We start from the raw sequence: 23,779 nt of genomic DNA, 5'->3' as shown, positions 1-23,779 counted from the left end.
TCCTTAACCTACATCATAACCTTGATTTTCAATCGCTTCTTTCATTGCATCTAAACTTACTTGTCCTTCCTCATCATTCTATTGTTACTGTTTTCGTTGGCAAATCTACTTATACTTTCGCGTTGAATTGCTTTAATGCCCCTTTAACGATCATGGCACAATATTCGGAACCCATCCCTTGTACCTGTAATACTTCTTTTTTCATTATTCTTTCCTCCATAAAGATGAATTATATTATCATTAACTTCCTTATCTTCTAAGTATTTGAAGGACTTTTTTCTATGTCCTCCTGACTGTTTTAAATATAGCATACCCCTCTACCCTATGTAAAGTGTTTTTTTCAAGCTTGCGGAAACCCCTTTCTTCGCTAATGCTTTACGTTATAAGAATTGTACTTTTTTAGCAGTGTGCACCACTGAGATACACACTGCTAAATGACGAACCACTATTAAGCTCACCAAATTTACATTCATAACTACTGCCACTGGATATTGTCGAACTCAATCATCTAGCAAGGCTGTATTATGCACTGAACTTTTTACATAAAAATCGCCGTGGGATTACTGTAATAAAAGCTATTGTCGTCTGCGGGGCAGTTCAGAACAAACGTCTTCCCTTTATATGTCAGGGCTCCAGTCATTCCCATCGTCTTGGACACTTTTTTCTCTTTTCTCGAACTTCTTTGGTATTAGTTCCTTTATTTACTTAATTAAAAAACCACTTGCAAAGGGACTGGCTCCTTGTTTTCTTTATAAAAAGTTATTATGCATCATTGGTCAATAAACTGGTTGTAAATAAAGGTTATGTTAAATATCCTACCCGATCTCCAAAACAAGTTAAAACAAGTATGGTGTTTGATTACATACTTTTCCAATTTCTTATGTCTTTTATAAACAACTGACTAAGGATTCTCGCATCCTTCAGTGCCTTTTCATATTTCAGTGTACAGATGACTATTACTAAGCTATGGCTAGAAAAAATACACAGCTTGTTAAGAAAACTACTTTTTATTCTCTTTCTTTTTCCTTTTTATTGGTCAGATTTTCAATGTCTGTTATAAGACGGCTCTTCAATAATAAATACGATTTTCCTTGAGGTTCTTAATCAAGAATAAGGGTAAAAAGGATGGAGGCATTTCTTCTTTCGTATTATAAGTTTCAACCAGAAACATCTGGTTGAACATTTTTTAGCTACAAGAAAAAGACCGCTGCAGTAATCATCCTCAGCCATCACAATAAATGAATTTTCCCATCTTATGAGTATTCCAACCATTTAAGATGATTTATCCAATTTATGAAAAAACTTTAAAGAATAATTACCCTCCTATTTTTGGAACAATACAATTGATTGTATTAATGAATAAGGAGGTTAATTAGAAATGGATAATCAAAAATTAGCCGATCATGAATCATTGGATTTACATGAAGTTATTAATTTCAAAACCCTTTGCTTAGCGAAATCAAAACTAATGCAAGGACTCGTATTTGATCATGATTTGAGAGCATTAATGCAAAAAGATGTTGAACAATCCATGCAAGCGCTTGGAGAATTACAGGCAGTTTATCAACGCGCCCCTTTTGAAGCTCCAGTTCCTCAAAACCGTCCAACACCAATAATAAATTGAAAAGGAGGCAAATTCATTGAACCAGGACTATTTAGACCCTATAAACGCGCTATATGTACCAGAGCTAGCAGATACCACATTTGCGATGGATTTACTTCTTCGTGCCAAAGAAGGTGTGCGCAATATTGCTGTCGCATTAACGGAGTCTGCATCACCTGATGTGAGAACTCTCTTACGAAACCAGTTAATGCAAGGGATTGCCATGCACCAAGAAATTACAGAACTAATGATTGGTAAAAAATGGTTCCATCCATACGAACTAAATGAACAATATCAATTAGACCAACTCTCTGCCAACAATACATTGATGATTGGCAAAATGAATCTATTCCCTGTTGAGACCAATAGAAAAGGTATGTTTGACCGGACACCTGATGAACACTAACACTGGAGGCTGTAACAAATGAAGGCAGTAACATATCAAGGTATTAAAAATGTGGTAGTCAAAGAAGTTCCAGATCCAAAGATTGAAAAACCAGATGACATGATTATTAAAGTAACGAGCACAGCTATATGCGGGTCTGATTTACATTTAATTCACGGCATGATTCCTAACCTGCAAGAAAACTATGTTATTGGCCATGAACCAATGGGAATCGTCGAAGAAGTTGGTCCAAGTGTGACTAAACTAAAAAAGGGAGATCGAGTAATTATTCCCTTTAATATAGCATGCGGTGAATGCTTTTTTTGTAAAAACCATTTGGAAAGCCAATGTGATAATTCTAATGATAATGGTGATATGGGTGCCTATTTCGGATATTCTGGTACGACGGGGGGCTATCCAGGTGGGCAAGCGGAATATTTAAGAGTGCCTTTTGCCAACTTTACTCATTTCAAAATTCCAGAGACTTGTGAAGAACCAGATGAAAAGTTAGCGGTTATTGCCGATGCGATGACTACTGGTTTTTGGAGTGTTGACAATGCAGGCGTAAAGGATGGAGATACAGTTATTGTTCTTGGCTGTGGTCCGGTTGGTCTTTTTGCTCAAAAATTCTGTTGGCTAAAAGGAGCAAAGCGTGTCATTGCCGTAGATTATGTAGACTATCGTTTGCAACACGCCAAACGTACCAACAAAGTTGAAATTGTAAATTTCGAGCACTTTGAAAATGTGGGAATGCATTTGAAAGAAATAACGAAGGGCGGCGCTGATGTTGTCATTGATGCAGTTGGTATGGACGGTAAAATGACTGATATAGAGTTCCTGGCGAGCGGAATGAAACTTCAAGGCGGAGCATTCAGTGCGTTTATCATGGCTTCACAAGCAGTGCGTAAAGGCGGAACAATTCAAGTTACAGGCGTTTACGGTGGTAGATATAATGGATTCCCAATGGGAGATATTATGAACAGAAACGTCAATATTCGATCTGGACAAGCACCTGTGATTCATTATATGCCATATATGTTTGAATTAGTTTCGACCGGAAAAATTGATCCAGGAGATATCGTAAGTCATGTACTTCCACTTAGTGAGGCAAAGCGTGGCTATGAGATTTTTGACACAAAAATGGATAATTGTATAAAAGTCGTGTTGAAACCTTGAGGAAAGGAGGTTAAAAAATGAACTACGCCTTACATGAAGTTCTAGAGGTCCATGAGATGGCTGCATTTAAGACCACTTGTTTAACTAAATCCAAAACGATGAAAGCGTTAGTTACAGATCAGCTATTAAAAGATATTATGCAGCAAGACATTGATGTATCTACGAGGCAATTACAAGAATATGCTTCTATCCTTACCAATGCTAAGCAGTAATAGGAGATGAATGAACATGAATCCAATTATTGAAACTTTAACTGGCATGGACGCACTATCGGATCAAGTAGTTGCAATGGATCTACTCATTTCAGCTAAAAGTGGAATTAGAAATTATTCCATGGCAGTTACGGAGGCAGGAACACCAGAAATTAAAGAAATGCTCACTCGCCATTTAGTGGAAGCTCTTGATATGCATGAACAAATATCCGCATATATGGTGGAAAAAGGATGGTACCATGCTTGGGATACAAACGAACAGATCAGTTTGGATTTAAATAATATCAATACAGCATTGAACTTACCGACATTTTGACAACTCCTCACGGCTAAAGCCGTGGGATTCTTGGGTAATCCTCGGTAATCCAAGGAAGTTTACCAAGCTTAGACCGTGAGCCCCACGGCAAGTAACCTTCTACCTTCTTTCAATATGTTTTTGGCTGCATTGATATCTCGATCATGGGAAATGCCACATTCTGGGCATGTCCATTCTCGCAGCTGGAGTTTCTTCACTTCTTTGTTTTTATAGCCACAACTCGAACAACGCTGGCTGGATGGGAAAGATTTTCCTACTCTCACCAATTTTCTTCCGTATTCTTTTGCTTTGTATTCCAACATCGTAACAAATTCCGACCATGAAGCATCGGTGATCGATTTCGACAGCTTATGATTTTTCACCATGTTTTTCACTTGTAGGTTTTCAATACTGATGACTTGGTTTTCGTACACCAGTTTCGTGGATAGTTTATGTAAAAAATCATGGCGGGCATGAGTGATCTTCTCATGAATGCGGGTCACTTGGATGCGGGCTTTGTGCCAATTGGAGCCGTCTTTTTTTCTTCGTGCCATCGTTTGCTGCGCTTTTGCAAGCTTTTGTTCGTAATGGCGAAAAAATCGGTTCGCATTTATTTTCGTTCCATCATCGAAAATAGCAAATTCCTTCAGCCCTAAATCGATGCCAATGGCTTCTTTTCTCGCAGGAACGGATCGCAAGTAGCATCCCTCACAAAGGATGGATATTTTGTATTTTCCCGCCTGTGTACGACGAATCGTAGCAGACAAAATACGACCACTTATTTCTCGCGATGGGACAAACCTTACCCAACCTAATTTTGGCAATTTGATTTTGTTCCCCTCGATTTCGATAGATGGTCTGCTATTTTTGGGATAGTTACACTGACTGGTATAGGCTTGTACCCGATTTTTCCTGCTTTTGAAACGCGGAGCATCGTTTTGTTTTTGAAAAAAGCGCTGGAAAGCATCTGCAAGGTGTTTGAGGGTGTTTTGCAGGGAAGTAGAATCGACTTCTTTCAGCCATGCTAACTCCCGTTTTTTCTCGGTCAGAACACGGGAACAGGTGGAATAGGCCAGCCCTTTCCCGGTTTTTTGATACACTCTGTTCCATTCCCCAAGAAAATGATTGAATACAAAACGGCTACAGCCAATGGATTTGTGGATCAGGATTGCTTGTGCTTTGGTCGGTTGAAGACGGTAGGAAAATGCTTTATGCATCGGATCACCTCTTCGTTCAAAATCTTGCGAATATTATAGATCGTATGTTTGCTTTTTGTCAAGTATATCCAAAAAATAGTCAGGCTTGTGTGAGGACACAAAGTTACCCTTTGTCTGATGCTCGCTTTTATCCCACGATTAAAATCGTGGGTTTTCTCGCTCGCAATGTTATAAAAACAATTAATTGACTATTTTTATTATGAAAAAGTCGAAGCAGGAAATTCATCAATTTTTATACGGAGTAAACTATAAGGTTTCTGTCGTAAGTCTTTTCCATAATGAAATCTAGGCTGCCGATGTAATTGGTTCACAATGAAATACAAATATTGATCCGGACCAATTGAAAAAGTATCCGCCCACAAAATTCTCGGATCATGTGCGATAGTTTCCATCATGCCATTTGGCAATATTTTACGAATGCTGTTGTTTTCGTAATCTCCAGCATAAACAGTTCCCTTTGCATCCGTGATCATTCCATCAGACGCACCTTTTTCTCCCCAATACTCCACATGATAAGGTAGATCCATGTCCGGTATCGTTCTGTCTCTCAGGGCTTCTGTTGAGATGGAGAACAAATGACGACTGGTTAGTGGAGCAAAATATAATATCTTTCCATCGGGAGAAATCGCAAGACTATCAGACGCCAATCTAAATGGAGAAGTTGAACCATCTTTGTTTCGATTCATTAAAATTTGACCTTCTACTTTCGGTAAAAAATAGGGATCGGGTGAAGTTGAATTTGCCCCATTTAACCGTCTAAACGCGTTTCCATCTGATAAATCTACAACGATAATAGCTCCTGGTCCTCTTGAAGAAGAATCCGTTATATAGGCATAACCTGCTTTTCCAACACGAAAATCAAAACGGACATCATTCAGATAAGTTGTAGGCAGGACAACATCTTCTGTAAAGGTATATACTTTTCTTATTGTATTGGTTTCTAAATCAACAGCGACTAACTTTGCCCCTCCTTTAATAGGTTCAGAAAAATTGGGTGCCGCTGTATCTAATATCCAAAGCGTTCCCTTTCCATCAGCAACTACACTTTGGATACTGATGAAAGTCATTGTGATATTCTCGGGGTTAAACAAATTGGTTTGTAAATTAGGATAAGGCTGCAACTTATCCTGAACAATTTCCGCCACCGTAAATTTAACATCGTCTCCCCATTTCGGAAAGCAAATGAAAATACGACCGGTTTCTGAAACAGTAACACCTGTAGGCATAGCCCCATAAAATGCATATACTAGCTCTAATTTACCAAAATATTTTTCACTAGGTAACATAAGTTTCACATAATATCCTCCTCAAGCATTCAAATGGGATATCATCTATATATGATTTATATTTTTTCCAGTGCATGTTTCTTATAACATTGCGAGCGAGAAAACCCACGGGGAGTTCCATATTCCCTAATCAACGTTGCTGTTATAAACAAAAATTAGGAAAATTTCCTTTTTATACTTTGTTTTCACAATCTATATTTTAATTTACTATATATAAACCTTTGAAATTTGGTGTTGATCTTGGGCGAACATGAATCCGCTAACCCCAAGAATTTATTATCATTGAGAAATTTCTGTACAAAAATATTTGCTCTCATCCATTATATGATACAATTTCAAGTTTCGAACTATAAATCGAAATAATTAGAATAATCATTCCCAATCAAAAAAAGCCCAGTTTTTCACTGGACTAATCTCTTTTCTTCTGTTTCGTTTTCTCTTGTAAAACCCTTCTTAATATTTTGCCTATCGCTGACTTGGGCAATTCCTCACGAAATTCATACAATCGAGAAACTTTTAAAACTAGCTGAGTTTTCACGGCAATACTTATCCAACTCTGATGAAATTACAGACATACCTTTTTTGCGCACAATATAAGCCTTTGGAGTTTCTTCGCGATAAGCTTGTTGTCAAAAATGTTAACAGAAATTAAAGGAAAGCGAAAAAAATAGAACTCAAGCACTATCCCGATAGGATTATCGAATATTCTGTAATATTGATTGAATATAAATCTATTGTACACCGAACAATATTTATGATCTGATTTAACTCAGGAACATTTAGCGGTAAAATCGTAAATTCATCGCATTTGTGCTGCTCTAGATTCTGAATTTCTCTTTGTAAATCGCTACTTTCTCAAGTATGCCTTTTTTGAAATTAGAGAGCTAGTCCCTGATCCTTACCAACCGAACACAAAAAAAAGAAGCCCAATAGCGGCTGATCCCTAATTTTACATATCATGAAGATATACCCTTCGTACAGAGGTGATAATCCTTCTTGATATGTAAACGATCCTCCTCAAATGAACAGATCTAATACCATTAAAGAATATACCTTCGTTGACCAAGATTCCAAAAAATTATCCCCAGATCACATTCTGAAATGTCACCTTCACAAAGTAATTTCTCACTAATTATAAACAATTTGATTTAATAAACTGGTTGCTTGTTCCTCATCGATGTCCTTCACCAGAACAAGTTCACTGATCAAAATTTGCATAGCGCTATCCAGCATTTTCCTTTCATTTAATCCAAGTGTTCTTTTTTTGTTTAATTTGGTTAAATCACGGATGACTTCAGTCCCTTTACCAATATCACCTGTTCTCATCTTATCCGCGTTGACACGATATCTATGATTCCAAGCAATAGATGAATCAAAATCATTGTCATGTAAAGTGAGTAATACATTATCCATCGTATCGATATCGACAGCTAAACGTATACCAACTTGGGTTGTTTTCTCTACAGGAATCATAATTTGTACTTTTCCCATTGCCATCTTCATGATGTAATAATTTTGTATCTCTCCAAGAATCTCTTTCTCTTCAATGGCATGAATCACAGCCGCTCCATGTAAAGGGTAAACAATTTTATCACCAACTTGAAACATATACATACCCCCTTTACTTAATACTATCATAGTTGAATCAAAAACACAAAAATATTTATTTTATTATATTCAATAAAATTTGTCAATACAATAAAAGTGTTGAATCTTAAAATTGTGCGAGAAAATATTTCGCGAAATTCCTTTAAAAAGCTTATTTGATATGATATAATATTTTTAGTTGTATATATGGAGTATATAATTCATACATTAAAAAGGGTTATAATCTCTTACGGATAACTCTTTTTAATGTATGAATTTTTTATGTAAATATTGCCAACTCATTTTACTTTTGGAGGTATTATATCTATGATTCAAGGTACAGTTAAATGGTTTAATTCAGAAAAAGGATTTGGATTTATCGAAGCGGAAGGAAGAGATGATGTTTTTGTTCATTTCTCAGCAATCAGTACAGACGGATTTAAGTCTCTTGAGGACGGAGATAAAGTAAGCTTTGAAATCACAAAAGGAAACCGTGGTGACCAAGCTGCGAACGTTGTCAAGCTGTAATATATAGTATATTTGACCATGTAAGCTGTTGACAAAATAGTATTAATTACATCTCCTAATAGTTGACAATGGAAAAAGGCTATCTGACACGATAGACCTACTATTGTTGAGTAGAAGGGGATTTTTTTATGTCTGAAAGAGACAGGATAACCTAACAACCTATTCAATAGTAATGTTGAAATCTACCAATAAGGATGCCTTTTACGATGGATAAAAGATGAAAGATCACGATCAAAATCTACAAGCAAACGTTATATATTCATATTCTAAAAACGGATGCTATCTCCTAAAGAGGGCATGTATTCCGTTCCTTAAACCATTACGAAATTTCAAATGAGCCTGTCAGAACGCTGTCAAAAAAGTTATCTTGATATGACCATGAATATAGAAGCCTTATTAAAAAGGTATCAAGCTGAAAGTAATAAAAAGCTAAAAATGATAGCCACCATTTTAAGTTGGATGATTTTTGGAGCTTCAATTGATTGGAAACAGAACAGTAGTAAATCACCAGAAGAATATTTAGAATCTGCAAGTTTGTCTTTTAGACAATTATTTAAGAATGAAATATCTCAAACCAAGCATGTGAGAAAAGTCCACACACATCAAGCGACCTTTGCTCACTGTTATTACCCTTTCTCATATCTCTAAGACAGCAGGATAATACTATTTTACACTTTTTCTTTTGAGGTAAAAAATTATGAAATAATTTGATTGATTTTGTAATTGCTTTTTATTTTATTTGATTTACAATTAGTTTCAAGAGAAATATGGCTCCAATTATACTTTTTTGGTTTTGCAAACGCATACAGTTCAAACAACTGGGAGGTAGACAAAATGAGTTTAAAAAAGACCGTACTACCATTTCTTATTTCCATTTTCACGCTATTGTTACCGGTTTCATCCGCATTTGCAGATTCTGCAGGATGGCAGTTAGTGGAGAATGATATTACACATTGGAACTCCACTCTTAATGCTTGGATTACCGATGTAGATGGCGCACATGTTTCAGGATATGTAAGAATATGCAATGAAGACAATAATGGTAGATTATTCACTATCAAGGAATATGATCCTGATAATGCAGATGATGTAGTAGCCTCCAATAAATATCTAGATGGAAGAACATGTCTCTCCTATTATATTCAACCTTGGGTAGATGGGTCTAATGGACAAGCCGAAATTTATGTTCAAACGCAAAATAGCTATAGCCATTGGACAATTTGGGATTGATCACAAAGACTCTGTTTCTTATGAATCCCCCCTAAAATTGATATGGCTTATTGCACTCATGTAGATAAGATAAAATTTTCACGTTATCATCTACTAAAATAAGGATAGATAAAATAAACTATACCACCAACCATAAGCATCCATAATAGAATCACAATAAAACCAGCAATCCAACTCTTCGGTTTTTGTTTAGATAGAATAGATTCAGCTTTATCTCTACTCTCTTCTACTACTTGGATAGGAATGAGTTTAATCACCAATGCAATCCCTAGTGGTAACAAGATCAAATCATCCAGATACCCTAACAGAGGAATAAAATCGGGAATAAAATCAATCGGGCTAAATGCATAAGCTACTACAACCACCGTGACCACTTTCGCCCAAAAAGGTGTCCGATGATCTTGATAAGCCAAGTACAACGTAAACACCTCTTTTTTCAGCTTTTTTGCCCATTTTTTCCATGATTGTAGGTTCATTTTTGCTTCTCCCCTAGTTTCTCTTTCCTGTCCTATCTTAGACTAAAAAGGTAGAAAACGCGAAAAAACAATTTACCTAAAAATCACTTAATAAGGACTAATATAAAAAGATGGCCTTCTAGTACAACCAGAAAGCCATCTTTCTTCATTTTATTCCATACATATTGCAAGATTTACCTAATACAGTTGATTGAATGAAACTACTTTAAAAATACTCCTAGAATAGTAGAAACAGATGAAGGTTTAGGCGATGAAATATTAGGAATGATCCTAATAGCAAAGATAGACTTGAACACTCTTCTATCTGAGACTGGCTCCATTATTGTCGCACTTAGCTTGACGATCTATCATATTATAAAAATTACTCCTTATTTCACTCTGATCTTAGACCATACCAATAGATTTTATTTGAATAAAATAATAGAGAAGTCTGATAAAAGGAGGATGGAATAGTGGGGGAAAAAGGAAAGCAGAAGAAGGATCAAATAAAAAAAGGGAAGAAATCTAATGATCCAATGGGAGTTTGTGAAATTGGACCACAAACACCACTTGATCGAAATCAGCGTGCATTCCATCTGCGTCGAAATACAGCTATTGCTAATAAAAAGCTTCCTCTTCCTGATCATCCATGTAACAATGATGAAAATATATTTCCAACCAAAATTGGTAACTTCTCAAAAGCCTTACCACATAACAATTTGGGAGAAGTAAATATTCCAACATACCATACTCTCATCCAAGCTCTTGAAACGGGAAATCCGCAATTGTTTGAATCTATTTCACTAAGAGGAGTCGTAAAACTCGTTAATCCACAATCATCTTATGCGTTTGATTTGGTTGCTCCTGATTCTCATCAACCCAAAATCGCTGTTCCTCCTGCACTTAGTAGTGCATGGGCAGCAGGTGAAATGATTGAATTATATTGGCAAGCATTGACTCGAGACATTCCTTTTATAGAATATGGAAGTAATCCCCTCACACTTGCAGCAGCAGCTGAATTATCTACTCTTCATGATTTTCGCGGACCTAAAGTAAATGGAATGGTTACATCAAACACGCTATTTCGTGGTAATTTATCAGGAGATCTAGCAGGTCCATATATTTCTCAATTTCTTCTGATGGACATTCCCTATGGGACAATTCCTATCGCGCAAAGAAATCGAACACCTATAGCAAAGACTGATTTTATGACTCAATATAAAGAATGGCTAAGTATTCAAAATGGAGATCTTCCAACTTCGACTATCGCATATGATCCAGTTAGACGATACATTCGTAATGGTCGTGATTTAGGAGGATGGGTCCATGTTGACTTCGCCTTTCAAGCTGTATTAAATGCTTGTCTGATCCTTCTTGGACTTGGTCCTAAAGCACTAGCGGCAAGTAATCCTTATCTTCATTCATTAACGCAAACTGGCTTTGTTACCTTTGGTCAAGTTCACATACTTGACTTTGCAACAAGAGTAGCGCGTCTTGCTCTTGAAGCTTGTTGGTTCCAAAAATGGTTAGTCCATCGGAAACTACGACCAGAAGCTTTTGGAGGAGCTGTTCAAAACATTCTTAGCAAAGCAACCGATTATCGTATTAATTCAGAACTACTCCATTCTCGAGCAGTTAGTAGGGTTTTTAGTAAATTCGGAACCTATCTTTTGCCTCAAGCTTACCCTGAAGGGTCTCCAGCTCATCCAAGTTATCCTGCTGGCCATGCCTGCATTGTTGGTGCGGGAGTAACGATCCTTAAAGCTTTTTTCAATGAATCTTTTGTTTTTCCTGATCCTGTCCAAGCAAGTGCAGATGGTTTATCCCTACTTCCTATCTCAGGGACATCTTTAACAGTAGGTGGAGAATTAAATAAACTTGTATCTAATATTTCTATCGGTCGTAATTTCGCAGGAATTCACTACCGCTCAGATGCACTAGAAGGATTAAAACTTGGGGAAAATCTAGCTATTGGTCTTCTGAAAGACTATTGTTCGACCTATAACGAAATATTTAGTGGTTTTAATCTTACTAAATTTGATGGTACAGCAATTACAATTCCTTGTTAGTCCATCAAAGTCAAATGGGCCTATTTTTATGCAGAACACATTCAACTGTTTGTATTTGAACCAGAAGTTTTGAAAGATAGAATTTGGTATCATTAAATAATATAGAGCGTGTAAATCTTATGCTGTCAAATGAGGTTTTAAACAAAAACGTAAAGCCAAATCCTTTATATATAGGAAAATTGGCTCTCGTTTAGTGAGTGTCGATTATACTTCCATATTAAATATAAGTGTTTCCTTGGGTTTCCTCTAGGTTACGTAGGTGCATGAAGTCCCGTGTATCAAGGGGTTATATACACTTGTATGTATGTAGGGTAGCCCAAGGATTTTTAGTGTGTGGGCAAAATGTGGTGAATTGGGTTGGCATGATTTCTAGAGAATACATATTTTTATATCGATATCAATAAAAATACATTTAAGATATCTATTTTTTTAAAAGAAACAAATTTGAATAGCCCCTTTTGCTTCAACTAAAAATTGAAGTATAATGATTAATTTTGTGTCTTTTCTACATTCAGTCTCATTTGCCAAGGGAATATCTTTTAAACTCATCTAGATCTTTTATTAGGTCATTTATGTTTTTATATCTATTTTCTCTTTTATTCAAGCATTTTAATATCATCTCATAGTATGATTCATCCAAATTTAGAGATTGTAATTCTTCTTTAATATACCCACCAGCAGGTGGGTGACCCATTAACAATGTAAACCAAATAGCGCCTAAAGAGCAAATATCAGTACAAGGGTCCGACAACTTTGGATTCGTTAATAACTCTGGAGCAGTCCAGTGACCTCCCGGAATATTCTGACCAGTTCTTGTTATTCTAGATACAAGCTCTTCCTCTAAAAAAATTCCTAGACCAAAATCAATAATACGAAATTGATTGGGTTTAGAAACCAAAATGTTACTTGGTCTCAAATCACGATGAACAACTTTGACTTCATTATGAGCAAAATAAAGAGCATCACTTATTTCATTAACCAAAATTAAAGTTTTTCCGGAGTGATTACTCCAAAAAATTTAATAGTTCATTTATATTATAATCCTCTAACAACTCCAGTTAATTCTAGATCGTGTCTGAAAACTTGTAATATGGTATTTTTTTTATAAGAACGCATCAAAGATTTCTTTCCCCCTTATACAACCGATCATCCATCAAAAAGAAACAATCGTATCATGTTTAACGCAATTCTATGGTTTGTGTAAAACCATAAAAATCCATGCGATTGTTGATGGTTTAGAATCCAAATTCTTTTGCAATTGACAAGAGGGAATGTTCATGACTCCCTTCCTGTTTGTGATATGCTAAGCCATTTGAATATTGCTGAAAGCAATACAAAGCTTATGGTGCTCAATAGAGGTCTAGATTAATATATCTATAAAGAACCACATCTCATTGAATGTTTCTTCAATAACTTAAAAATGGAAGCAATATAAACAAACGCCAAAAAATAAATAGCCAACTAGTCATAGCGAGTGGCGACTCTACGGAAATGTTTAGATTGACTCAATAATCGACTTTCAGACACTCCCTAGTAATACTGCTCAATATATTTATAGGCCTTATCAAAAACCTCTTTATCTTTTATTTTGTACTTAATCCAGACCACACTCCTAAGTGCTTTCTTGACCTCCTGCTTTCCAGCAGTAGTACTCTGCCAACCTTCGAATCGCACAATTTTAACAATATCATCTATATCAGCAACAATCCGCTCGACAATAATTGGAGTCTTAGAATCCCTCACACCATCAAAAAGTTCTGTCAATGCCGCTCTACCTTTGTCCACTTCTTCCTCAGGCACTACTTCTTTCTCTGCTTCTGCAGCTTCTCGTGCAAGTTCTAAAAGCAGTTTCAAAAATTCGATACTGGTTATTAACCCTTGTTCATGTTTTTCACGGAGATTCTCAAGTTTTTCACCTAACTTGACAAATTTGACATCGTTACTGTGCTTTCTAATTTTTGCAACCAAGTCAATTTCAACTTTTATCGTTGTTTTTCTTAAGTCTTTTTGCTTTTCAATGAACCCATCAATTAAATCAGCATCTAACGTAAGAATTTCCAAATCATCTCTTACTTCACCAATATGCAAATTCTCATGAACCAGATCTAATGTTTTTGCTCCGAGAGTAGCCCATATTAGGCCGCCTCTTCCATCGGTAGGTTTCACCGATTCGAATACTTTTGTAAGCCATTGAAAATCATATTTCATTGTATTTAGAAACGGATCTGGAGAAATCGCATCCCAGGCTCTATTTAATACTTTGTAATCAGCTCCGAATTCGTCTTTGACTTTATTATTTGGCAAACATTCTTGTGCTGCAATCAAGCCTTCCCATCCGTCTATGGTACGATCTACTCCCATAAAATAGCTCAAACACTTACGTATTAATGCAGGAATCTTCTTTTTGACCTCTACAATATTCGAAATAACCTTTTTCATGCTTGATTCATCGAAGTCCAAAGCCGTTGCCACGTTATCAAAAATACCGATATAGTCAACAATCAAACCGTGAGTCTTTCCTTCATCATAGGTTCTGTTCGTACGGCAGATGGCCTGCAGCAAATTATGATCTTTCATTGGCTTATCGAGATACATAGCTTGCAATATTGGTGCATCAAAACCAGTAAGTAGCTTAGACGTAACTATTACTAGTTTCAGCGGATCATTAGGCTCTCTGAATCTATCTAGAACCTTACCTTCTGCGTCCTTATCACGTCTGAACGCTTTATATTTATCTTCCTTGTCATTGTTGGTGTCCATAACGATTGTAGTTGCATCAGGTCCCAGCAATTTATCAAGTTCTTCTTTATACATAAGACAGCACTTTCTGTCATAGCATACAACTTGTCCTTTATATCCATTAGGTTCGATTTTTTCTTTGAAGTGTTTTGTTATATGTTCACAAACTTTTTTAATACGTTTACGATCATACATGATTGCTTTCATATTAACTCTACGAGATAACTCTGCTTTATCTTCTTTAGATAAATGCTCTGTCAATGACTCAAATGCAGCATCAAGCTTTTCTCTGTCAACATGAAGAGCTACCGGTACCGGCTCAAAATTCAATGGTAGAGTCGCATTGTCACGAATAGAATCTGCAAATGAATATTTACTCATATATCCACTCTTATCTTCAAGTGCCCCAAATGTATTAAAGGTATTCTTATCAATACGATTAATAGGTGTCCCTGTTAAACCGAAGAAAAACGCATTAGGAAGAGCAAGTCTCATCTTACTGCCCAAATCACCTTCCTGAGTTCTATGGGCCTCATCAACCATAAGAATAATATTATCTCTGGGGTTTAGTTCTTTATTAACATCACCGAATTTGAAGATTGTTGTTATTGCTATCTTTCTCTGATCTCCTAAAAAGAATGATTCTAAATCATCTTTCGAACCAAGATTCACTAAATTAGGAATATCTGATGCATTAAATGTTGCTGTTATCTGAGTTTCTAAATCAATTCTATCATCAACAATTACAATCGTTGGGTTATTCAGTTCTGGAATCATTCTAAGTTTCTGTGCTGCAAAAACCATTAACAATGACTTTCCAGAACCCTGAAAATGCCAAATTAATCCTTGCTTTGGATACCCCGCCTTAACACGTTCAACAATTAGATTTGCACCTTCATATTGCTGGTAACGGCATATTACTTTATACTTGCGGTATTTTTTATCAGTTGCAAATACAGTGAAAAACTGAAATATATCCATTACCTTTTCAGGTGTAATCATATCTTCAACACTGATTTTCACATCCGCAAGACTTCCTTCACTTTTATGATCCGAAGTATGCCAAGGACCCCACATCCCGATTGGCATACAAACGGAACCATATCTATAACATTTTCCTTCTGTAGCAAAATTGAATATGTTAGTTACAAACATGCCTGGTATGCTTTTTTCATATGCAGCTATATCTCCAGCAGCATCCAACCATGTTATAGAATTACGAACCGGCGTCTTTAACTCACCAATTGCCACAGGAAATCCGTTAATCAATAGAACAATATCTAGTCTTTTGCCATTTTCTTTTTGTGGATATACCCATTGGTTAGTGACAATATATTCATTCAACTTTAGGTCTTCTTTAGTCATTGTTCCAAAGAACCGAATAGGAATCATACGGCCATCTTTGCCGAACGGGTAGGAGTTCTCCTCAAAAACCATCTTCTTGAACATTTCATTCTGCGTTACTAGATTGTGCGGCTGAACCGTCAATATTAACGTCCGCAGTTTATAGATAACTTCATCTGCGCGGGATGGTTCTTCAGCAATTTCAGGATTAAGGCGGATGAGAGCCTCCTTAACCATAGACTCAACCATTACATCAGAGTAATCTCGTGGTAGTTCTTCGGCAGGTATGAACTTCCAGCCATTGCTTTTGAGCGTTGTCAGTGTCATTTGCTCAATAGTATTGTCTTCATTAAACATCCAGTGGCCCTCCGATCTTAAAAACAATTTCGATATTGATTACACGAAAAATCATTGCATTCGTAGTAAACGTCTCCTACGAGTTGTTCAACGACATTGGTTCTGAAATTTTTGCTATACTCTATGGTCATTCAGATTGCAGCAATGAACACCGACAGCAACTTGTTTTCACTTTTCAGTTGTCGCTTGTTCACTGCCTACAACTATTGCTAAGTGTTTATTCAACACCTTTTCCAATATTCCAAGTTAATCGGAACTCAGTGTTCCGATCTTAATGTTGCAATAACATGAATCAGGAGGAAATCAATAAATTACATGTCAGCCGAGATTCTCGGAAATGATTTTCCTGTAAGTGGAATCCAGCTCCTTAAGTGCTTGTTCCAGTTCAATTTTTGATTTATCGCTCTGTTCAACAAACTCCACAAATTGTCTTTGCAATCCATTTGGAGGTAAATATACAGGTATACGTTTCAATCCTTTCAAGATTACCCTCTTGATCGCAGTTCCTGAAATATACTCCCTTTCAACCAATGACGTAATCTCATATGACTTCAAGTACTCACATAAAAAACGTGACATCAGCAATTTGAAGTTTGGTCTTAAAATTGCTATAGATGAAAGTATAGCTTGTTCTATCTCTTCCTCTAAAACAAAAATGTACTTAAAATAACTTCCATCTTTTGCAACTAAAACATCACCTTTCAGAGGTTTACAACCATTTGAAACTAGCCTTTCATATTCGTGAGAAGAAATAAGCTTACAATCGTTGTATGTGAAACCTCGATCAGTCATGTCTTTAACAGAAAGCATAGGAATTTCACCTAATTTATCTTTAGGTGGACTATAGTGAGAACCATCAGTTACATAACTACATGCTTCCTCCATCGTGGCCGTCGGCCAATTTTTATCATTTAATAAAGGCTTACCAAACATCTCGATAAATTGAGATTTTACCAACTCGTCTGTCTTCTGCAGCAGTTTTTGGTAAGTCTTTTTAGTTGTGTCGATAGCCCACAGGATCTTCGACAACTCACGTTGCTTGTCCATATCTGGCAGTTCAAATTCATAATTTTTAAGGTTCTCCCATTTGACACGCGGTGAAAGAGATCCAGCTGACTTACCAACCGCAAAGTCAAACAATTGATCGTTCTGAATTATGAATGGAAGCAATTCCGGAAGTATCTTTTCAGGCATTGCCTCGATAACAGTGATATCTCCTGAACATATTCCATCAAAAGAGGCACGCGCAGCCTTCTTGAGGTAAGCTCTACGACGTCCAAAAAGAATGTCTCCTTCACGAAACAATTTCGAAAAAGTATTCTCTTTACCTTCATCCCATTCCGTCAATGTAATTTCTTCTGGTGTCAAATGTTCAAGGCCTACAATCGGATATCCGTCTTTGCTGCCCTTACAGGTTTCTCTACGTTCTTTAGCAACATCACCCAAGAGCACTCTACTCATCACTTCCAACCTCCTTCCCGAGCATTCCATTTAATTTCATATAGCGTAATTTCATTATTTCTGAAGCGGTTCTCCAATCTTCATAGCATTCTTGCAGAGATCGCTCATCTACTTCAATATCCTTACCCGGATGCTTAACATATAGGGGGATGCTCAAAGAGAAGTTGTTTTCCTCCAAATCCTGAATTGTTACAATACGAGCGAAATCGCTATCCGATTTATAATCGTCATAAGCTTTAGCAATTTTTCGGATGTGCTTTTCTTCCAAAAAACTCTGCGCATTTTTTCGTTCAACTTCTTTGACTGCATTGATAAATAGAACTTGGCCGCGACGCTCTGGGCGCTTATTCATACGACAAATAATGATACAAGCTTCCATTGGAGAGTTATAGAACAGATTGGGGCCTAACCCTATAATGCAATCAAGCAAATCATTGCGAACGAGATTTTCGCGCATCACACTCTCTTCATTTCTAAATAACACGCCGTGCGGGAACAGAATTGCACACCGACCTGTTTCCTCATTAAGGCTCTTGATTATATGCTGCAAGAAAGCATAATCAGCACGCCCTTGTGGAGGTACGCCTAGGAAATTTCGACCGTATTTATCACGAGCGAATGCTTCACGATCCCACTGGCTGATAGAGTAAGGTGGATTAGCAAGGACTAAATCAAACTGCCTTAACTGGCCGTTTTCAATAAATGTAGGTGCTTTCAATGTATCACCGTTGACGATATCAAAATCTTTCACTCCATGGAGAAAGAGATTCATTTTCCCTATGGCGGACGTTAGAGCATTAATTTCTTGACCAAAAACCGCCACGTTACGCCACTCTTTTTTCTGATCCTTCAAGTATGCGATTGCTGAAATCAACATCCCAGCACTGCCGCATGTAGGATCATATATGGATTCGCTGGATTCAGGTTTTAGCATTTCCGTCATCAAGTGTACCACTGTGCGGTTTGTATAGAATTCCTGCGCGGTGTGGCCGCTGTCATCAGCAAATTTTTTTATCAGATACTCATATCCCTGACCAAGCTCATCTTCCGGACAGTTCTTGATAGAGAGTGTTTTAGTGCTGAAATGTTCAATTAACTCTTTCAGTAAACGATCAGGGAGACGATTTTTATTTGTCCATGTTCCATCGCCAAAGACGCCTTGCAGTTTGTCAGAGTTTGCATTTTCGACTTTTCGGAAAGCATTCACTATAGCAACGCCGACATTCTCAGATACTCCTCGAACATCACGCCAGTGAGCGCCTTCCGGCACGATGAAACGGTGGTTCTCTTCCCACTCTAGTGCTTCTTCGTCTCCATCGTATTCTTCAAGAATTTTTTCGCATTCCTCATCATAAACATCGCTGATACGCTTGAAGAACAACAGAGGAAATATATACTGCTTATAGGCTCCAGCATCAATATTTGTACGTAATAGAACAGCAGAGTTCCAAAGGTAGGACTGCAATTCTTCAATTGTAATACGATTACTCATTGACATATCCTCCTTCCAAGAGTAGTTTCATCATTTCTGTTTCGGCTTCAACCATCTTGTCAAAAGCTTTAAAATACTCTCTTCGAATCTCTGCGGGTGGTACAGTTTCTTGCTCTTTCTTTTCAATATAATTGTTGATTGCCAGTGTGTAATCTTTACTGCGGATATCATCTATATTGACGATCTTCACGTATTCAATTACATCCTCGTAATCAGTGTAGTAATCAAACACCTTCCGAATGTCATTTTCAGTCATAATGTTCTGTTTACGCTGAGGAGTGTAAATGCTTGAAGCATCAATCATGCATATACGACCTTTATGCTTATTCGGCTTTTTATTATTCAGAAGCAGGATACAGGCCGAGACACCCGTTGAATAGAATACGCCACCTACTAATGTAATAATGCATTCCAACTTATCGGATTCAACAAGTTCTTTTCGAATCTCGCTTTCTTTACCTCCACGGAACAATACACCTTGAGGAAGTACAACTGCACATCGTCCATTATTTGGATTCATGGATTTTACCATGTGCTGCAACCAAGCAAAGTCTCCATTAGAGTCCGTAGGGCATCCCCATAAATTGCGACCATATATATCCGAACTAAACTGTTGAGCACCCCAATTCTTTAAGGAAAATGGCGGGTTCGCAATGACACAATCGAAGGTTTTCAACATGCTACCTTCTAAGTAATTTGGTGATCGAAGCGTGTCACCTTGTGATACCTTAAAATCATGCGCTCCATGAAGGAACAGGTTCATTCTGGCAATGGCAGAAGTGGCGAGGTTCTTCTCTTGACCATAGATACGCCCATAAGTAAGTTTGTCACCTTTCATATATTGGATAGCTTCAATCAGCATCCCACCAGTGCCCGCCGCGGGATCGTATACGGACTCACCAACTTGAGGAGCCAATAGCCTAACCAAAAGCTTTACAATTGAGCGAGGGGTGTAAAATTCGCCAGCATTCTTCTTTGATAAGTCCGCGAATTTTTTTATCAAGAACTCATAGCTGTCTCCCATAACATCAGCAGAATAGTTGCTATTTCCGACCTTTACTTTCGACATATGTTCTACAAGGTCTTTCAATCGTTCATCCGACAACTTTGACTTGTCTGTCCAGTTTGCATCGTCGAAGCTACTAAATACACCGTAAAGTGTATCCGGATTTGCACGTTCAATGCCGTTCATAGCATTGACAATTGCTACTCCAACATTTTCACTCGCTCCACGAACATCCTGCCAGTGACAGCCAGCTGGAATAATAAAACGATGATTTTCTGGAAAACTAGCAAATTCTTCATCGCCACCAGACTCTTCCAATGCGGCTTGTGTTTCTTCATCATAAACATCTGATAACCGTTTGAAAAAAAGAATTGGCGTTACATAGCTTTTATACTCATCCTGATTAATTGGACCTCGTAAAATATTGCATGCCTCAAAAAGATGAGAGAATAGCTTTTGACTTGTTGTTTCTTCCGGCTGTGAGCTACTGTTTCGTAGTGCTTCTTCTGCAGCATCCATCGCGGATTCGATCATTTCTTCTCTACCTCCAATTTTTATTTTTGCTCTGCTAGGTTCTGCTTCAAAGCTAACACTCCCAGAGGACTGTACCTTTTCCAACTTTGTCGGATATAGATTTTCGAACTTCACTAATATCTTCATGAGTCGCTCATCAAGAAATGTCAGTGCATGTTTTCTAATATTTGTTGGCACTCCATAATAAGCTTCTGCTATTCCACCAGTTATGGCTGCCAATGTGTCACTATCTCCACCAATAGATATAGCGATCCTGATTGCATCCTCAAAATTTGAAGATTCAAAGAATGAAACAAGTGCTTGTGGAACTGTTTCTTGGCAAGTCTCGTTAAATTGATAAGTATCCCGGATGCCGTCGACTGAAAAGTTCATAGGATAGTAGTGCTTGTCTATGTAATCACGAATTTCTAAAATATTTTTCCCGCTACGAGCCAGAAAGATTGCAACTGCAGTAGCTTCAGCACCTTTTATCCCCTCTGGATGGTTATGCGTTACATCTGTCACCTTGTGCGAGAGCAATTTAGCTTCTTCGATGGAATTTGCTACAAAACCACAGCCACTTACTCTCATTGCTGCACCGTTTCCAAAACTGTTATAAGGTTCGGGCGAATCACTGTACATCCATTTATAGAATCTTCCTCCGTAACCGCAATTCGGATAGGGTCTTCCAATCTCCTGCATCCATTTAGATGCTTGCTCGCTCAAGTCACTATAATCTTGTTTGCAACTCATTAACGCTTCGCATATAGCTAATGACATTATCGAATCATCGGTGAAAAAACATTTATACGTTAAAAAATCAAAATCTTTAGAGCGATTATTATCCCATTCAAATCTAGAACCGACAATATCGCCAACAATTGCTCCAATCATTGCAATTTCCTCTCCTATTGCCCTGTTTTCAAAATATCATTTTGAAGGCGCGCTACCACTTCATCCCATCTTTCCTCAGCAAGGCGAATACTTTCAACATATTTGGAAAGTTCCTGTTCATATTCTTCTGCAATCACTTTTTGTTCTTCAATCCTAAGTAACGGAATTTCTAGCGTTTTCAAGTCTTTATAACTAATATTGATAACGACTGTTCCTTGTTGCTTTCCTGTTAAGACTTTGTTCCCTACCGAACTATCCAAGAAAACTTTTAAGTACGTCCCTAATAATAATTTTTCATTCGGTCTTATTACAATAATGTTTGATGACGCGATGCAAGGATACTTTTGCTCTTGAAAAACTGCTATTCTGATCGCTGTTCCTCGCGCTGGCAATAATAAATCACCGTTTTTAAGTAGGTAATTGGCTACTTTACGTTCTTCCTCTTCGATGTGATCAAGACCATCATAATCAATGTCAAAATCATTTAAGTTCGATATATTTACGACTCCAATGCTCCCATTAGGATCTTTTTTATTGATCGCCTTTCCACGAAAAACTTCAGCAATATTACCCAATTCTTCTTTCTTAATGTTTAAGTTCTGATAACGCTGCCAATCCTCATCTACCATCGCAAAAATATGATCGACATTCCAATAACCCATGTCCATCAACTCTTCCAACATAACAAACGTATCATCAACGAGAATTAGTTCATTGATTCCATTTTTTTTGATGTTGTTTGTATCAGCATCATATCTTTTAATCATTACATCTTCTGTTCTGCCTGTTGTGATCGTAAACATATAGGTCTTAATAGCAGTTGATTCAAATATCCCATTCGGTAGCTCAGCTATTTCTTTTAATTTATACATGCCTTGTATAAAATCTCTTAAGCCCTTAACCGAACCAGCGGCAAAAGTTATTCTTGCAGGAAGTACAATTACCAATATACCTGAGCTATTCAAGTGTAAAAGTAAGTTTTCTACAGCTATCATTTCATATTCCCTACAAATGAATTCTCCATTATCTTCTGCGCGTTCTCTCGCTCCAAATACAGGAACTGCCAAAATCAAATCAAACTTCCTTGCTGTAAATTCGTAATCATAAATACTTGTCTGTTCGACAATTACATTTACATGATCCTTAAACATTTCATCAAGAAGAAACTTACTCACGCTATTCATGGTAGTTATGAAGAATTCGCATTCAGGGTGCTGGTTTACTAATTCAGTAAGATAAGGTACGAATTTTTCAGCTTCAGGAATCAATACCACATTTGTGTTTGGATTAAAGTGTTTTTCAAATTCAGCAATCAGCACTTTTGGTATATAGAACATCTCTTTAGAATCTGCAGATGCAAGAGCCACTTCCCAATCAATTTCTTCATCGTCCATCGCCATAAAAGTACCATAAAACGCCTTTGAATCCGGATACGGATTTTTCATACCATAACTATCTGCTATCGAAAGCATCGCCTCATATACTTTGAGCTCGGTAGGTTTCTTTGAATTTGATACAAATTTCTCTTTTGTCTTTTTCAATAAAAACAATGCAACAGGCAGCTCTGACTGAACAGTATATCCTCTCAATGCATTATAACGTTTCCAAATATGTTTCAACCGCCTGTCACTAAGCATCTTCATACCCCTTTGCACATTAAATTCTTAATAATCATAAAAGAAGTATATCACCATGCAGCGTTTTTATCAATCACTATTTATTTTTGGTATTAAGATACCAAAAATATCGACTCTATCGTTATCTTTCTTTGATCTTTTGCAATATACGATCAAATTAAAAAATAAATTTAGCCCCACCTGTTTAACAGATGAAGCCAGTTACTAAGAGTTAAGGGCGGTTCTATACATCCGAATGCGGTACTAATAGGTAGCTCCATTCTTTACCATTATGTTTTAACCCATGTTCAGAA

The 23,779-nt window shown here is 37.1% G+C and carries 20 protein-coding genes and 1 pseudogene; 10 read left to right on the top strand and 11 right to left on the bottom strand.

Going from position 1 to position 23,779, the window contains the following annotated elements; all coding sequences use genetic code 11:
• Nucleotides 1–721: 721 nt before the first annotated feature.
• The 6 genes from AC5WOC_RS01060 (at nucleotide 722) to AC5WOC_RS01035 (ending at nucleotide 3,692) form a co-directional block, all read left to right on the top strand.
• Nucleotides 722–901 (top strand): CBO0543 family protein, encoded by a 180-nt coding sequence (locus AC5WOC_RS01060; protein ID WP_496053554.1) that lies wholly within the window; start codon nucleotides 722–724, stop codon nucleotides 899–901.
• Between the two features lie 477 nt (nucleotides 902–1,378).
• Nucleotides 1,379–1,624 carry a spore gernimation protein GerQ gene (locus AC5WOC_RS01055; RefSeq protein WP_341330248.1) on the top strand — a complete coding sequence of 82 codons (246 nt, stop codon included), beginning with the start codon at nucleotides 1,379–1,381 and terminating at the stop codon, nucleotides 1,622–1,624.
• Between the two features lie 16 nt (nucleotides 1,625–1,640).
• Complete coding sequence (locus AC5WOC_RS01050; protein WP_496053553.1) at nucleotides 1,641–2,009, top strand: spore coat protein; 369 nt, start codon at nucleotides 1,641–1,643, stop codon at nucleotides 2,007–2,009.
• Between the two features lie 18 nt (nucleotides 2,010–2,027).
• Nucleotides 2,028–3,164 carry a zinc-dependent alcohol dehydrogenase gene (locus AC5WOC_RS01045; RefSeq protein ID WP_496053552.1) on the top strand — a complete coding sequence of 379 codons (1,137 nt, stop codon included), beginning with the start codon at nucleotides 2,028–2,030 and terminating at the stop codon, nucleotides 3,162–3,164.
• A 17-nt stretch (nucleotides 3,165–3,181) separates the two neighbouring features.
• Nucleotides 3,182–3,376, top strand: a complete 195-nt coding sequence (locus AC5WOC_RS01040) for a hypothetical protein (RefSeq protein ID WP_053362408.1) — start codon at nucleotides 3,182–3,184, stop codon at nucleotides 3,374–3,376.
• 16 nt (nucleotides 3,377–3,392) lie between these two features.
• Nucleotides 3,393–3,692 carry a spore coat protein gene (locus AC5WOC_RS01035; RefSeq protein WP_496053551.1) on the top strand — a complete coding sequence of 100 codons (300 nt, stop codon included), beginning with the start codon at nucleotides 3,393–3,395 and terminating at the stop codon, nucleotides 3,690–3,692.
• A 68-nt stretch (nucleotides 3,693–3,760) separates the two neighbouring features.
• Here AC5WOC_RS01035 and tnpB read toward each other — a convergent pair whose 3' ends face one another.
• From tnpB to AC5WOC_RS01015, 4 genes and pseudogenes are all read right to left on the bottom strand, one after another.
• On the bottom strand, nucleotides 3,761–4,888 hold the full coding sequence (gene tnpB, locus AC5WOC_RS01030; protein WP_496053550.1) for an IS200/IS605 family element RNA-guided endonuclease TnpB: 1,128 nt from the start codon (nucleotides 4,886–4,888) through the stop codon (nucleotides 3,761–3,763).
• Nucleotides 4,889–5,085: 197 nt separating this feature from the next.
• On the bottom strand, nucleotides 5,086–6,183 hold the full coding sequence (locus AC5WOC_RS01025; RefSeq protein WP_496053549.1) for an L-dopachrome tautomerase-related protein: 1,098 nt from the start codon (nucleotides 6,181–6,183) through the stop codon (nucleotides 5,086–5,088).
• A gap of 400 nt (nucleotides 6,184–6,583) precedes the next feature.
• Nucleotides 6,584–6,794: pseudogene (locus AC5WOC_RS01020) on the bottom strand (AMP-binding enzyme); the annotation flags it as partial.
• A gap of 508 nt (nucleotides 6,795–7,302) precedes the next feature.
• Complete coding sequence (locus tag AC5WOC_RS01015; RefSeq protein ID WP_496053548.1) at nucleotides 7,303–7,782, bottom strand: CarD family transcriptional regulator; 480 nt, start codon at nucleotides 7,780–7,782, stop codon at nucleotides 7,303–7,305.
• A 306-nt stretch (nucleotides 7,783–8,088) separates the two neighbouring features.
• On the opposite strand from AC5WOC_RS01015, the gene AC5WOC_RS01010 reads away from it, so the two are divergent.
• The 3 genes from AC5WOC_RS01010 (at nucleotide 8,089) to AC5WOC_RS01000 (ending at nucleotide 9,519) form a co-directional block, all read left to right on the top strand.
• Nucleotides 8,089–8,289, top strand: coding sequence for a cold-shock protein (locus tag AC5WOC_RS01010; RefSeq protein WP_496053547.1), 201 nt, complete (start codon nucleotides 8,089–8,091; stop codon nucleotides 8,287–8,289).
• Nucleotides 8,290–8,622: 333 nt separating this feature from the next.
• Complete coding sequence (locus AC5WOC_RS01005) at nucleotides 8,623–8,937, top strand: hypothetical protein (RefSeq protein ID WP_496053546.1); 315 nt, start codon at nucleotides 8,623–8,625, stop codon at nucleotides 8,935–8,937.
• A gap of 186 nt (nucleotides 8,938–9,123) precedes the next feature.
• Entirely contained in the window at nucleotides 9,124–9,519 is a 396-nt protein-coding gene (locus AC5WOC_RS01000; protein ID WP_496053545.1) for a YndA family protein, read from the top strand.
• Nucleotides 9,520–9,605: 86 nt separating this feature from the next.
• Here the strand turns inward: AC5WOC_RS01000 and AC5WOC_RS00995 are convergent, their stop codons facing one another.
• Nucleotides 9,606–9,995 (bottom strand): YkvA family protein, encoded by a 390-nt coding sequence (locus tag AC5WOC_RS00995; protein WP_496053544.1) that lies wholly within the window; start codon nucleotides 9,993–9,995, stop codon nucleotides 9,606–9,608.
• Between the two features lie 515 nt (nucleotides 9,996–10,510).
• On the opposite strand from AC5WOC_RS00995, the gene AC5WOC_RS00990 reads away from it, so the two are divergent.
• Entirely contained in the window at nucleotides 10,511–12,043 is a 1,533-nt protein-coding gene (locus tag AC5WOC_RS00990) for a vanadium-dependent haloperoxidase (RefSeq protein WP_496054136.1), read from the top strand.
• 517 nt (nucleotides 12,044–12,560) lie between these two features.
• Here the strand turns inward: AC5WOC_RS00990 and AC5WOC_RS00985 are convergent.
• The 6 genes from AC5WOC_RS00985 to AC5WOC_RS00960 all read right to left on the bottom strand — a co-directional run bounded on the left by AC5WOC_RS00985 (nucleotide 12,561) and on the right by AC5WOC_RS00960 (nucleotide 23,468).
• The gene (locus tag AC5WOC_RS00985; protein ID WP_496053543.1) at nucleotides 12,561–13,025 is read right to left on the bottom strand and encodes a protein kinase domain-containing protein; all 465 of its coding nucleotides are present in this window, start codon (nucleotides 13,023–13,025) and stop codon (nucleotides 12,561–12,563) included.
• Between the two features lie 548 nt (nucleotides 13,026–13,573).
• Entirely contained in the window at nucleotides 13,574–16,483 is a 2,910-nt protein-coding gene (locus AC5WOC_RS00980) for a type I restriction endonuclease subunit R (RefSeq protein ID WP_496053542.1), read from the bottom strand.
• 318 nt (nucleotides 16,484–16,801) lie between these two features.
• Nucleotides 16,802–17,944, bottom strand: a complete 1,143-nt coding sequence (locus AC5WOC_RS00975; protein WP_496053541.1) for a restriction endonuclease subunit S — start codon at nucleotides 17,942–17,944, stop codon at nucleotides 16,802–16,804.
• Nucleotides 17,937–19,436, bottom strand: coding sequence for a type I restriction-modification system subunit M (locus AC5WOC_RS00970; RefSeq protein WP_496053540.1), 1,500 nt, complete (start codon nucleotides 19,434–19,436; stop codon nucleotides 17,937–17,939). Before AC5WOC_RS00970 ends, AC5WOC_RS00975 begins: the two co-directional genes overlap by 8 nt.
• Nucleotides 19,429–21,849 carry an N-6 DNA methylase gene (locus AC5WOC_RS00965; RefSeq protein WP_496053539.1) on the bottom strand — a complete coding sequence of 807 codons (2,421 nt, stop codon included), beginning with the start codon at nucleotides 21,847–21,849 and terminating at the stop codon, nucleotides 19,429–19,431. The genes AC5WOC_RS00970 and AC5WOC_RS00965 overlap by 8 nt, the downstream gene beginning before the upstream one ends.
• Before the next feature lie 14 nt (nucleotides 21,850–21,863).
• Entirely contained in the window at nucleotides 21,864–23,468 is a 1,605-nt protein-coding gene (locus tag AC5WOC_RS00960; protein WP_496053538.1) for a restriction endonuclease subunit S, read from the bottom strand.
• Nucleotides 23,469–23,779 lie beyond the last annotated feature (311 nt).

The organism is Shimazuella sp. NTD247 (assembly GCF_059510415.1).
This window is presented reverse-complemented; position numbering and strand designations above follow the sequence as displayed.